Source organism: Agrobacterium larrymoorei (genome assembly GCF_013322225.1).
In the GTDB taxonomy this organism is placed as follows: Bacteria; Pseudomonadota; Alphaproteobacteria; order Rhizobiales; family Rhizobiaceae; genus Agrobacterium; species Agrobacterium larrymoorei_A.
On the sequence record NZ_JAAMFB010000012.1, the window covers coordinates 76,219 to 89,906 of the forward strand.

Here is a 13,688-nt window from a genome sequence, read left to right on the forward strand (position 1 = left end):
GATGGAATACAATGCATTTTTTCCGCCTCACGATGGCATGCGATTGAAAGATATCGCAGACCGTCTTGGGGCGGAACTGTCTGATGAAGCAGCCGGTGATTGTATCGTTCGGTCTATAGCGCCGGTCTACAGGGCAAAAGCCGACCAGCTTTGCTACATCCTGTCCCGCAAGAATCGAGATGAGTTACTGACTTGCGAAGCAGCTGCGGTCATTTGCGACGCAGCGCTGAAAAGCCTTTTACCTCCACACATTCCGGCTTTAATTACGAAGAATGCCCATACGGTTTTCGCCCAAGCGGGTGAGCTACTTCATCCTTCCGCGATGAAGCCGTCTGCGGTTCTTTTTCACGATTCCGAGATATCGCCTACAGCCCATATCGATCCGACGGCGAGGCTTGAACCAGGCGTTGTTGTTGAAGCGATGGCGGTAATCGGTGCGAATTCGCACATTGGCGCTGGCACGCGGATCGGTCCATGCGCCATCGTGGGCGCTGATGTTCAGATCGGTCGTGAATGCACCATTGCAGGCGGTGCGAGTGTTTTGTCTGCCCTTATCGGCAATAGCGTGATCATTCACAATGGCGCCCGCATTGGACAGGACGGCTTTGGCTATGCGCCCGGTCCGCGCGGTATGATCAAGATCGTACAGATCGGTCGTGTCATCATTCAGGACAATGTCGAAATCGGTGCCAATACGACCATCGACCGTGGGACTATGGACGATACTGTGATCGGCGAAGGCACCAAGATCGATAATCAGGTCCAGATCGGCCACAACGTTCGTATCGGCCGCCATTGCGGCATCGTCAGCGGTGTTGGCATTGCCGGAAGTACACGCATCGGTGATGGCGTAATGATTGGCGGCGCTGCGGGGATCAACGGGCACATCACTATTGGCGACGGTGCGCAGATCGCCGCGATGAGCGGCGTCGTGGCAGACGTTCCTGCCGGTGCAAAGTATGGCGGCGTTCCGGCCAGACCAATTAAACACTTCCTGCGCGACATGGCGGATATCCTGGCGCGCGCCGAGGAACGAGATAAGAAAACAGGAGAGAAGAATGTCTGAAGAGACGCAAACGACGCTTGGCGCGGCTGACATCCTAGAGGTGATGAAGCTGCTGCCGCATCGTTATCCCTTTTTGCTGATCGACAAGATCATCGATATCGATGGTGACAAATCCGCTATCGGTATTAAGAATGTGACAGTCAACGAACCGCATTTCACAGGCCATTTTCCGGATCGCCCGATCATGCCCGGCGTCCTGATCGTTGAGGCCATGGCTCAGACTGCGGGTGCCATCTGCGCGCGCAACCAGGGTGAGGGTGGCCATCTCGTCTATTTCATGACAATCGACAACGCGCGTTTCCGCAAACCTGTCGTGCCTGGAGACCGTCTCCAGATCCATGTCGTCAAGCAGCGTCAACGCGGCAATGTATGGAAATTCCATTGTGAGGCAAAGGTTGAAGGCGTTCTGGTCGCGGAAGCGGATATCGGTGCAATGATGATCCCCGAGGACCAGCAATGAGTAACGTTGCGGCTTCTGCCAAGATCCACGCCATGGCCGTTGTCGAGGATGGCGCGATCATTGGTGAGAACGTCGAGATCGGCGCGTTTTGCCACGTCGGTGCTAAAGTGACATTGCGGGACGGAGTCAAGCTGCTCAACCATGCGGTCGTAACCGGCCGGACAGTGGTGGGCGAGGGAACAGTCATCCACCCCATGGCGGTCATTGGCGGGCAGCCACAGGCTATTCGTCATGATGGATCTGAGACCACGCTGGATATCGGGGCGCGTTGCATCATTCGTGAAGGCGTGACGATGAACACGGGCAGTTCGGATGGCGGTGGAAAGACGATTGTGGGGAGCAACAATCTGTTCCTTGCCAATTCGCACGTCGCTCATGATTGCATTCTCGGAAATGAGATCATTCTGTCGAACAACGTCATGCTCGCGGGTCATGTCACGATCGCGGACAAGGCGATTCTCGGCGGTGGATGTGCCGTGCATCAATTCACTCGAATTGGAAGGCAGGCTTTTATCGGTGGGCTTTCCGCAGTCAGCTATGATGTTATTCCCTATGGCATGCTGAATGGAAACCCTGGCGTGCTAAGCGGCCTGAACGTCGTTGGAATGACGCGTGCGGGCATCGAGCGTGCCGATATCCATACGGTTCGCCGCGCATATAAGCAAATATTCGAGGGTGAGGGCAATGTGCGGACGAGTGCATCTGCCATTCGCGACGATTATGTCGACTGCGCCCAGGCGCTCGAAATCATCGATTTCATAGCAGAAGCTAACGACCGCGCGATCTCGTCGCCAAACCGCGGTAAGTAAGCAATGAAGCACAGCGGCCAGCGTCTGGCGATCATCGCCGGTAGCGGTTTTCTTCCCTACTATGTGGCTCTGGCCGCGCAGGAGGCAGGTGAAACCCCGCTGATCATTCGCTTACAAAATGAAGCAGACCTCGATTGGTCGCAGTTCGAGAATGTTGCGATCAGTGTGGGGGATGTGAAAGGGCTTGGTCAGCTTCTTCTTTCACATGGAATAGACCGTGTCGTTCTATCCGGCGGTGTTTCACGCCGTCCTGAATGGCTTGAGATTCGCCCCAATCTCAAGATGATCGCTAAAATGCCGTCGATCATCCGCACGCTTTTGTCAGGCGGTGATGACACGGTCCTGCAAATGGTGATCGGTCTCATTGAGGCACAGGGTGCTCGCGTTATCGGAGCGCATGAGATCGCGCCAGCACTTCTTGCAACCACTGGCCCGCTTGGGCAGATAAAACCGAATGACGACGATCGCAGGGACACCAAAAAGGCTGCTCAGGCTGCACTGGCTCTCGGCATGTTGGACATAGGGCAGGGTGCAGTATCCGTAGGCGGACGAATAGTCGCTACGGAGGGGGTTGAAGGGACCGATGGAATGCTGGAGCGCGTGGCGGCGCTGCGCACTGCGGGACGAATATCAGCGCGCCGCAAGGGCGTTCTGGTCAAGCTATGCAAGCCACAGCAGGATGTTCGTGCGGATCTACCCACAATCGGTCCTTCGACGGTAGAGAACGCTGCCAAAGCCGGACTTGCCGGAATAGCGGTGGAAGCGGGGCGCGCCTTCATTCTTGATCGTGAGGCCATGTTGAAGGCCGCCGATGAAGCAGGTCTTTTTGTTTGTGGTATAGACACGGCTCTTGAGGGAGACATGATGTGACCGAAGGCGCTCTGAAGCTTGCCGTGGTGGCTGGGGAAGTCTCAGGCGATCTGCTCGGCGCCGATCTGGTTGGATCTCTTAAAAAACAGCATGACGGGGCGGTGGAGCTCATCGGCGTCGGTGGAGAGCAGCTGACAGCAGAAGGCTTGACCTCGCTTTTTGACTATTCCGAATTGTCGATCATGGGTTTCACACAGGTTCTGAAGAAACTTCCACAACTCATTTCCCGCATAAAGGAAACGGCAAACGCGATAATTGCCGCAAAGCCCGATGCGCTGTTGATCATCGATAGTCCCGATTTCACACATCGGGTTGCCAAACGGGTAAGGAGGGTACTGCCAAACCTTCCAGTGGTGAACTATGTTTGCCCCAGTGTATGGGCATGGAAAGAGTATCGCGCTCAGGCAATGCTGGGTTATGTCGATCATGTGCTCGCTCTCTTGCCCTTCGAACCGGAAGCGATGCAGCGTCTTGGTGGTCCGCCGACGACATTTGTCGGCCACCGCTTAAGCGTCGATCCGAATGTTCTAGCGGTTCGGGAGAAAAGGGCATCGCGCAAGCCTCCACAGACGAGGGAGCCGCGGACGATCCTTCTATTGCCGGGATCCCGTTCGACGGAAACCATCCGTTTGATGGAACCCTTTCAGCAGGCTGCGACGGCCTTCGTAGAGCGTAATGGTCCGACCCGATTCGTGTTGCCAACCGTCCCTCGGCAGGAAGCGCGGGTGCGTGAACTGGCTGAAGCGTGGCCAAGCGATATTCGGCCCGAAATCGGAACAAGTGGCGATTTCAAATGGCGATGCTTTGCTGAAGCGGACGCCGCAATCGCGGCATCCGGCACAGTTATCCTGGAACTGGCGCTATGCAACGTTCCCGTCGTGTCCGTTTATAAAACCGACTGGATTTTCACGATGCTCAGCAAACGCGTGAAAACCTGGACCGGTGCTCTGCCAAACCTGATTGCCGACTACCCGGTCGTGCCGGAATATTTCAACGAAGTCGTCCGCGCAGGCTCCATGCTACGCTGGGCGGAACGCCTTTCCTCCAACACCGCGCAGCGCCAAGCTATGCTCGAAGGCTTCGCCCTAGTGCATGATCGCCTGACGACAGAGGTGCCGCCGGGCGAACGCGGAGCGAAGATTTTGGTTGAGACGATCAAGAAGAAGGCAGAGATGGCCTGAGATCGTCGCCATCAAGAAAGCAACATACGCTCAACACGCCTTTGTGATTCCATCGACAGATCGATTATTCCCACGGTAGAATCTCGCATCATCACTTACAGCGGCTGATCAGTAGCCTGATGCCTGCGAAGGCAAAAAATGCTCCTAGGGTCGTCTGGATTGCGCGGCGGCATCTGGCATAGATCCGGACCATTGGCTGTGTCGAAAAGATAAGTGCATAGCATATATGTACAATGAGCGAGAGGAGAGAGGTGCCGAGAACGATGATCATGCCGACCCACGCGGGTGCATCGCTCTGCAAGCCGAGCGAAACAATTGCAATCCATGTCAGAGCTGCTTTTGGATTCGTCATCTGAATGCTCAATCCACGCAGGAAATAACCCGATTGGCTTCTTCTCCCCCAGCCTGGTTCTTTCGCTTCTATGTCGTGCGCGCAGGCTGCGGACTTGAAGGCCTTGAAGCCCAACCACAGGAGATAGATGCTGCCACCGATCTTGATAATAGTCAGCGTGACTGCATAAGTGGATAGCAATGCTGAGAGCCCCAGCACTGTTAATACGGCCCAAAATAAAGACCCAGTTGCTACGCCCATAGCCAGCGCCATGCCTGAAGTTCGCCCAACGCGCATCGATGTTGCCATGACCGCGAGAACGTTGGGACCGGGGCTGGCTATTCCCAGTAGAAAAGCCGTGTAAGCCATTAATATCCCAGGCAGGTATATTATGATGTCATCATGCATGGTGTGATTCTTCTATGTTGATCAGAATACCATTTCCATACAGCAGGATCGGGCACCGTTGTTTCGGCGTCGACCGAACTATCCAATGATGACGCGGTACACCCTCTGCGTTATCTTGGGGCATGACAAATATCGCCAGCGCAAACGCCCTCGCAGAAATCGCCGCGTTGATCGGAGATCCGGCAAGAGCGAACATTTTGTCAGAATTGATGGGCGGCAAGGCGCTGACAGCTGGTGAACTCGCTCAAGCAGCAGGTGTAAGCGCTAAAACCACCAGTGGCCATTTGGCGAAGCTGCAGGAAGGCGGCCTAATAGTTTTGGAAAAGCAACATGGTCGCCACCGATATTTTCGCATTTCCTCCGTAGAAGTCGCTCAGATTATTGAGGTTCTTTCATCTGCTGCTGCTCGGGGCCCTAAACGGTATCGACCACACGGTCCGAGGGATGAAGCAATGCGCTTCGCCCGCACGTGCTACGACCACATCGCGGGTAGACTTGGAACCTCTTTGACGGAGTCCCTATGCTTAAATGGCTACGTGGTACTATCCGATGGTGCGGGGGTTATCACGGAGGCCGGAAATCGGTTCTTTTGCGACTTTGGCATTGATCTGGAACTATCGCGGATGTCCAAGCGTGCCCTTTGCCGAACATGCCTCGACTGGAGTGAGCGGCGTCCTCATCTAGCCGGTTGGCTTGGCGCAGCCATTCTAAAGCGATCTCTTGATCTGGAATGGGTCGTTGCTTCTTCGAAAGGCCGCGTCCTTCGGCTCACGAACGCGGGGCGCACGGAGTTTACTTCCAGATTTAATATCGCAGTGGATTGACTGCTGTATTCTCTAATCGGCTCGATCAGGCAATCCGTAAGTGAAGAAAAGCCCCGAGGTTGTCTCCAACTCTCGGGGTCTTTGATTTTAACTGAGTACGTTAGGCTTAGAAAAAGCCCTTGCGTTGCCACCAGCCGCCCTTGCGGGGCTTTGGTTCGTCGCCTTCCGGATTTTCGCCTGCGCCGGTGGAGGTAACCACAGGCCCAGACGAGGACACGTTTTCACCGCGGTTGGCGCGGGCAGGTTTTGTGCCGTCTTCTGCTGCATCCGATGTGGTTTCGGTAGAGACTTCAGCGACTTGCTCTAAAGGAGCAGATGCCGCAGGCGCTTCTACAACTGGAGTTTCCTGTGGTGCAGGCGTGGCTGTTACCGTTGGTGCCTCAGCGTCCGCAGTCGTCTCTACCTTTTCCTTCGCCTTGCGTGTGCGGCGCGGCTTCTTAGGCTTTTCAGATTCCTCGACGACGGCTTGCGTTTCAGGCTCCGCCTTGACGATGTCTACGGAAGCGACCGGTTCTACACTTTCCACCTGAGCTGCAGCTTCACCATCCTGAACGGATTCGTCTGCATCGCCATTTTCTACTTCCAGCGTTTCGCCATTTTCATCGCGATTGCGGCGACCGCCGCGCTTGCCACGACGGCGGCGTTTGCGCTTGCTGTCTTCAGAGCTTCCATCTTCGCCTTCGGCTCTGACGTCTGCACCTTCAGCCTGCTCTTCGCCGTTGTCTTCTTCTTCGTCTGACTCGTCGGAAGACGTTTCGTCATTGGCGTCTGCCTGAGCGTCGCCATTCTGACCGTTGCCCTTAACGCGACGGCGGCGGCGACGCTTGCGCTTGCGCTTGCCGTCTTCCCCATTTTCAGCCTGAGGACGAGATTCGCTAGCCGGCGCCTTGACGATGATTTCTTCGTCTTCTTCCTCATCGAGTTCGATGACGATATCGTCGTCTTCTTCCTCAAACTCCGGCAGTGCCTGTAACAGGCTTTCGATCTTTACCGGGTTCTCTACAGCATCACCCCGATCGATCGCGAAATGCTGGGCACCAACGCTTGCATCCGCAGCGACGATGATTGCGACGCCGAAGCGACCTTCATAATCAACGACGGTCGCGCGCTTGTGATTAAGCAAATAAAGCGCTGTGTCTGGCGTAGTGCGAACCGTGATGTTGTGAGTCGTATTACGCAGCAGATATTCCTCTACGCCGCGCAAAACATGCAGTGCGATGGAGGATTCGGAACGAACATGACCTGTGCCGCCGCAATGCGAGCAAACTTGCGTCGTGGATTCAAGAACCGAAGCGCGGATGCGCTGCCGTGACATTTCCAGAAGACCGAAGTGCGAGATGCGGCCAACCTGAATGCGGGCACGGTCGTTCTTCAGGCAATCCTTCAGCTTCTTTTCGACGGAGCGGTTGTTGCGCTTTTCTTCCATGTCGATGAAGTCGATGACGACCAGACCTGCCAGGTCGCGCAAGCGAAGCTGGCGTGCGACTTCTTCAGCCGCCTCGAGGTTAGTTGCCAGCGCCGTTTCCTCGATGGAATGTTCGCGCGTCGAGCGACCGGAGTTCACGTCGATAGAAACCAGCGCTTCCGTCTGGTTGATGATGAGATAGCCACCAGACTTAAGCGTCACTTGCGGCTGCAACATACGGTCCAGTTGCGCTTCGATGCCGGAGCGCGAAAAGATCGGGTGAATGTCGCGGTAAGGCTGAACCACTTTGGCATGGCTCGGCATCAGCATCTTCATGAAGTCTTTTGCTTCACGATAGCCTTCTTCACCGGACACGATGATCTCGCCGATATCCTTGTTGTAGAGATCGCGAATGGAGCGCTTGATGAGCGAACCTTCCTCGTAGACGAGGCAAGGGGCGGTCGAATTCAGGGTCAGTGTGCGGACATTTTCCCAAAGGCGCATCAAATATTCAAAGTCGCGCTTGATCTCGACACGCGTGCGGTTCGCACCCGCAGTACGCAAAATGACGCCCATGCCGTTAGGAACTTCCAGGTCGCGAGCGATTTCCTTCAGGCGCTTGCGGTCCGCAGGCTGGGTGATCTTGCGGGAAATACCGCCGCCACGCGCAGTATTCGGCATCAGAACCGAGTAACGACCGGCCAGCGACAGGTAGGTAGTCAGAGCAGCACCCTTGTTGCCGCGCTCCTCCTTGGCAACCTGAACCAGTAGAATCTGCCGGCGCTTTATGACTTCCTGAATACGGTACTGCTTGCGAGGCTTGCGCGAAACGCGATCAGGAACTTCTTCCATCGCGTCTTCTGCGCCAACAGATTCGATGACTTCCTTTTCGTGATGATCGTCGTCGTCATCATCATCGTCCTGACGGCGGCCTATACCTTCGACTTCCTCGGAAATCGTATCTGTATCGACCATGGCAGCCATTTCGCCGCCCTTGCTGTCGTCTTCATCCGCATTTTCGTCCGAAGCAGCTTCCGCCGACGCTTCTTCAGTCTCGGCCTTCTTTTTCGCACGAGGGCGGCGGGTGCGCTTCTTCGGCTTCTCTTCCTCAGCAGGGGCTTCGGCTGCAACGGTCTCTTCAGCCGCAGATTCGGTGGTTTCAACGACTTCTTCTGAGGCCACGGCCTGTTCTGTAGCGGCCTCGTTCAACGGAACGATACCGACATCCGGCTGATCGGCCTGAGAAAGATCGATGGCAGGGGAGGCGGGTTCGTTCGGCGCGTCTGCAGGTTCGAAGTCGTCGCTGCGGCGATGCTCTTCGGCTTCCGCCTTCAGCAGTGCCTGACGGTCGGCCAGCGGGATCTGATAATAATCCGGGTGAATTTCCGCAAAGGCAAGGAAGCCGTGCCGATTACCACCGTAATCCACGAAAGCTGCCTGAAGCGAAGGCTCAACGCGGGTTACCTTGGCAAGGTAGATGTTCCCACGGATTTGTTTCTTGTGTTCCGACTCGAAATCGAATTCTTCAATCCGGTTTCCGCGGACGACTACGACGCGCGTCTCCTCTTCGTGGGAGGCGTCGATAAGCATTTTGTCTGCCATGTAAGCTGTGCTCCTCGGCGCAGCCCTGTCTTATACGAGAAGAGGCCCGCCACGAGGACAGGCCTTTCATCATTTTTCAAGGGTGTGCCGGAAATGAAGTTTCCAGCCCGGCGCATGTAAACTGGCAGCATCCGGACGACTGGCAAGGCATACTGCCTGCTCCATGTATCCGGTTCATATGAAAGCTGCTGCAACGACATCATTGGCCAAGCGAGAACGACTTTAATAAATAGACCCCGAAAGGTCCGATGAAATTGCTCTCCTCAGAGCGGCGGTGGCATGCCACCGGGTATGATTCCGGCCATGGCCGGTTGATCCAGTTTCAGGAAAAAAATGCAAAGACGGCAGATGATTGCCCGATTTGCAGCGCCAGCGTCTTTATCGATTGGCAGCCGGCGGGCATCTATCCCGTCAACACTTTTAACCCTCAATCTCGTTGTATGTTTTATCTGTCATAATAGCAATAGGCAGGCTAAATATGCCATATCATTGATGGATTTTCGCAGTTAAGAAATGCTTTACCAACGCCTGCGATTGTTGCGCGGGCGCGCAAATCAGGCCATCCTACATCCATGCCGCCTTCATTTGGACCGTAAAAGGCGAAATTCTCCTGTCGAACGACTGAAACGCGAAAATGATACTGGCATCCATAAATAATCATTCAAAGAATGACACGCGTCACTTCGTAAGCGTTTTCAAGCGAATCGCCATGGTGATCTGCGCGGCTTTTCTTGCGGCTCCCCTGTCGTTCGAATGTGTACATTCGGCTGAAACCGCCCCGTCGTTGGTCGCGAATGCTGCACGCATTATCGGCGACGAGGCGCGGACCCGCGTTGTTCTTGATTTTAACGCCGAGCCCGAGTTTGAAATCCATTACCTGGATGCACCGGCGCGAATCGTCGTTGATATGCCAGCCGTCAGTTTTGCATTTCCGACACAGGATTTAGCGCCCACCGGTCTTTTCAACGATATTCGCTTCGGCAGTATGGGGGAGGACAGTGCCCGTCTCGTTCTGACTGCAAAGAAGCCCGTTCAAGTCGCCGTTGCAGAAACCAAGGTAGAGGATGGAGGCAAGGTTTTTCGGTTTGTGCTGGACACGGAAATCGCCACGAAGCAGAAATTTGCCGATCTGCTGAAAAATCAGAACTGGCAGGCGCTTGCCCCGGCGACCACCGCTTCGGTTACACCGGATATTCTGGCGAAATCTCCCCGTCAGTCTGATTTCGTCATTGCCGTGGATGCGGGACATGGCGGAATAGACGCAGGGGCCAAAGGTGGCATCAGCGGTACGGATGAAAAAGTTATCACCCTACAATTCGCAAAACAGCTTTCAGACCGCCTGAACAAGATTACCGGTGTAAAGGCGTTTTTGACCCGAGACGACGATACGTTTCTTGCACTTTCCGAGCGGGTAACGCTGGCGCGGCAGCAGAATGCCAATCTATTCATTTCGGTCCATGCCGATACGTTGAAGCAAAAGGGCATTCGCGGCGCGACCGTTTACACCATTTCAGACCGCGCATCAGACCGGATGGCACAGGATCTTGCCGAGCGTGAAAACCTTTCCGACCAGGTTGCTGGCGTGGCTGTCACCAACACCCAGCCTGAAGTGGCAGATATTCTTCTAGACCTCACCCGTCGCGAAACGCTGGCGTTTTCCGTAACCCTGGCGGAAAACATCGTGTCGTCCTTTGAGGGGCAGGTGGGGCTTATCAATAACCCCCATCGTTACGCGGGTTTTCAGGTGCTTCGCGCTCATGATGTCCCCTCGGTTCTGCTGGAGTTGGGGTTCCTCTCCAATCCAGATGATGAGAAGCTGTTGCTGGACGAAAAATGGCGTGAAAAGGTTGCTGACCGGCTTGCAGCGGCAGTGACACGTTACCGTGCGCAAGCACTGGCCAATGGCGGATGATCCATCCTTTGACTACCACCTGTGTCGGTTTTGCGACGGTTTGTGAAAACCGTTGAGGCTTTGCATCTTTAAGGGTTCAATTATAAACCGAAGCCCTATTTTACTCACATTCCCCACGTTACTCGCAGGCTAGATTCGGCGACAGGAAGGGTTCGTTTCCATTTGGAGAAGCGGCGATCTCCCGGTAACATACGCGGGAATGCTTTTATCAGCGACTTGTCATCCGTTAAGCGGTGTGCAAAACGGCACGCTACATGTAAAAATGCGCTCCTGAAATATGGGCGCAAAGTTACGATTCGAAGTATCGGTAGCCTAATATGATCAGACTGATTGGATATTTCTTCGGCTTGGCGAGCATGCTCTTTCTCGTGGTCGCTGCTGGCGTTGCCATTTATTTGGTGACGATAACGAAGGATTTGCCTGACTACGCGGTTCTGAGCAGCTATGAGCCGCCGGTGACGACGCGCGTGCATGCTGGCAATGGTGCTCTAATGGCTGAATACGCCGAGCAGCGCCGCCTTTTCCTTCCGATTCAGGCTATTCCTGACCGTGTGAAGGCTGCATTCCTTTCCGCTGAAGACAAGAATTTCTATCAGCATCCGGGTATCGATGTGACGGGTTTCGCCCGCGCCGCCCTTGCTTATGTAACCGGTGGCCCCACCCAGGGCGGTTCGACGATCACGCAGCAGGTGGCGAAAAACTTCCTGCTGACGAACGAACAGACAATGGAGCGTAAGGCGAAGGAAGCCATTCTCTCCTTCCGTATCGAACAGGCCTATAGCAAGGACAAGATTCTCGAGCTTTATCTCAATGAGATTTTCTTTGGACTGAATTCGTACGGTATCGCCAGCGCGTCTCTTACCTATTTCAACAAATCCGTGACCGAACTGACGATTGCGGAAACGGCTTATCTTGCTGCCCTGCCGAAGGGGCCTGCCAACTATCACCCTTTCCGTCGTGGGAAGGCAGCTGTTGAGCGCCGTGACTGGGTTATCGACCGCATGGCGGAAAATGGGTACATCACTAAAGCTGATGCCGACGAAGCCAAGCAGCAGCCGCTGGGTGTCAACGTACGCCGCGGCGGCCCGCAGTTGCCTGGGGCCGATTACTTCGCGGAAGAGGTTCGCCGCCAGATCGTTGATCAGTATGGTGCGGATGCCCTGCTAAAGGGCGGGCTTTCCGTCCGTACGTCCTTCGACCCCGAGATCCAGATCGAGGCGCGCCGCGCATTGCAGGACGGTCTTCTTGAATATGATGAGCGTCGCGGTTTCCACGGACCTGTCGATCAGATCGACACCAGCGGCGACTGGACTGCGGCACTCGAAAAGATCAGGCCGTTGCGTGACGTGCCGGAATGGCGTCTCGCGGTTGTGCTTGCGTCTTCGGCTGAAGGTGTCGATATCGGCCTTCGCCCGGATGGCGACAGCGAAACGCAGCAGACGCGCGGTCGCATAAAGCCGGAAAACATGCGCTGGGCCTATCGCGATTCGAAGGGCGCGCGCAGTACGGCGAAATCTCCGGCAGGTGTCTTGAAGACCGGTGATGTGGTCTATGTCGAACCCATGTCGGGCGGCGGGAGTGATCTCCGGCTTCGCCAGCCTCCAAAGGTTCAGGGCGGCATGGTTGTCATGGACCCACATACGGGCCGCGTTCTGGCAATTGTCGGCGGCTTCTCTTATGCGCAGTCGGAATTTAACCGCGCGACCCAGGCCATGCGCCAGCCGGGCTCGTCCTTCAAGCCGTTTATCTACGCTGCGGCTCTCGACAACGGTTATACCCCCGCTTCCGTTGTTATGGATGCTCCGCTGGAAGTCGTTTCCGGAGGCGAAGTCTGGCGGCCGCAGAACTACGGCGGGGAAGTCGCGGGTCCATCCACACTGCGCCTCGGTATCGAAAAGTCCCGCAATCTCATGACCGTGCGTCTCGCGCAGGACATGGGCATGAACCTCGTTGCTGAATATGCCGAAAGCTTCGGTATCTACGACAAGATGCCTCCGTTGCTTTCGATGTCCCTCGGTTCCGGTGAAACGACAGTCATGCGCATGGCGTCTGCCTATTCGGTGATTGCCAATGGCGGAAAGCAGATCAAGCCGACGGTGATCGACCGCATTCAGGACCGCTACGGCAAGACTATCTTCCGTCATGAAGATCGTGCCTGTGAGGGCTGCAACGCGACCGTCTGGCAAAATCAGGACGAGCCGACGATCGTCGACAAGCGTGAGCAGGTTCTGGACCCGATGACCGCCTTTCAGGTGACATCGATGATGGAAGGCGTCGTTCAGCGCGGTACGGCGGCTGGCAAAATCAAGACCAACCTTCCGGTTGCCGGCAAGACGGGCACCACAAACGACGAAAAAGATGCCTGGTTCGTTGGTTATACTCCAGACCTCGTCGCGGGCCTCTATATCGGTTTCGATACGCCAGCACCTCTTGGTCGTGGCGGCACCGGCGGCTCGCTTGCCGCACCGATTTTCGGTGAGTTCATCGCACAGGCGCAGAAACATCTCGAGCCAAGCAAGTTCATCGTGCCGAACGGAATGCAGTTCATTGCCGTGAACCGCAAGACAGGCATGGCGGCCATGGAGGGCGAGCCGGACACCATCATGGAAGCCTTCAAACCGGGTACCGGCCCTGCTTCCACGCTTGAGGTCATCGGCATGGATGGCTACATGTCGCAGGAGGATATTCTGCGCGCGTCTCCGCAGGCGCAGCAGGCGATAACGGGCGGCGGCGGCGGCCTATACTAGACACGCTAATTCTGAAGGCGAGGGGCGCGGGTCTTTACATCCGCGCCCCTCGCATTTATTCACGCAAACAGTT

10 protein-coding genes are annotated in these 13,688 nt (G+C 55.6%); 8 read left to right on the forward strand and 2 right to left on the reverse strand.

What is annotated here, in order from left to right:
- Position 1 precedes the first annotated feature (1 nt).
- Genes lpxD through lpxB form a run of 5 tightly spaced genes read left to right on the forward strand, consistent with a single transcriptional unit; the run spans position 2 to position 4,386 of the window.
- Positions 2–1,066 (forward strand): UDP-3-O-(3-hydroxymyristoyl)glucosamine N-acyltransferase, encoded by a 1,065-nt coding sequence (lpxD, locus tag G6L28_RS07540; protein WP_174063171.1) that lies wholly within the window; start codon positions 2–4, stop codon positions 1,064–1,066.
- The gene (fabZ, locus tag G6L28_RS07545) at positions 1,059–1,526 is read left to right on the forward strand and encodes a 3-hydroxyacyl-ACP dehydratase FabZ (RefSeq protein ID WP_174063172.1); all 468 of its coding nucleotides are present in this window, start codon (positions 1,059–1,061) and stop codon (positions 1,524–1,526) included. The genes lpxD and fabZ overlap by 8 nt, the downstream gene beginning before the upstream one ends.
- Entirely contained in the window at positions 1,523–2,335 is an 813-nt protein-coding gene (gene lpxA / locus G6L28_RS07550) for an acyl-ACP--UDP-N-acetylglucosamine O-acyltransferase (RefSeq protein WP_174063173.1), read from the forward strand. Before fabZ ends, lpxA begins: the two co-directional genes overlap by 4 nt.
- Positions 2,336–2,338: 3 nt before the next feature.
- Entirely contained in the window at positions 2,339–3,205 is an 867-nt protein-coding gene (locus G6L28_RS07555; protein ID WP_174063174.1) for an LpxI family protein, read from the forward strand.
- A complete protein-coding gene (gene lpxB, locus G6L28_RS07560) occupies positions 3,202–4,386 on the forward strand; it encodes a lipid-A-disaccharide synthase (protein ID WP_174063175.1) in 1,185 nt (394 codons plus the stop codon). Before G6L28_RS07555 ends, lpxB begins: the two co-directional genes overlap by 4 nt.
- Before the next feature lie 91 nt (positions 4,387–4,477).
- Here the strand turns inward: lpxB and G6L28_RS07565 are convergent, their stop codons facing one another.
- Positions 4,478–5,125, reverse strand: coding sequence for a LysE family translocator (locus G6L28_RS07565; protein WP_174063176.1), 648 nt, complete (start codon positions 5,123–5,125; stop codon positions 4,478–4,480).
- A gap of 122 nt (positions 5,126–5,247) precedes the next feature.
- Between G6L28_RS07565 and G6L28_RS07570 the strand changes: the two genes are divergently transcribed.
- Positions 5,248–5,949, forward strand: coding sequence for an ArsR/SmtB family transcription factor (locus G6L28_RS07570; RefSeq protein WP_174063177.1), 702 nt, complete (start codon positions 5,248–5,250; stop codon positions 5,947–5,949).
- 106 nt (positions 5,950–6,055) lie between these two features.
- Here the strand turns inward: G6L28_RS07570 and G6L28_RS07575 are convergent, their stop codons facing one another.
- A complete protein-coding gene (locus tag G6L28_RS07575) occupies positions 6,056–8,956 on the reverse strand; it encodes an Rne/Rng family ribonuclease (RefSeq protein WP_174063178.1) in 2,901 nt (966 codons plus the stop codon).
- Positions 8,957–9,665: 709 nt separating this feature from the next.
- Between G6L28_RS07575 and G6L28_RS07580 the strand changes: the two genes are divergently transcribed.
- Both G6L28_RS07580 and G6L28_RS07585 read left to right on the forward strand, forming a co-directional pair.
- On the forward strand, positions 9,666–10,868 hold the full coding sequence (locus G6L28_RS07580; protein ID WP_234902493.1) for an N-acetylmuramoyl-L-alanine amidase: 1,203 nt from the start codon (positions 9,666–9,668) through the stop codon (positions 10,866–10,868).
- Positions 10,869–11,185: 317 nt separating this feature from the next.
- On the forward strand, positions 11,186–13,615 hold the full coding sequence (locus tag G6L28_RS07585; RefSeq protein ID WP_174063180.1) for a penicillin-binding protein 1A: 2,430 nt from the start codon (positions 11,186–11,188) through the stop codon (positions 13,613–13,615).
- Positions 13,616–13,688 lie beyond the last annotated feature (73 nt).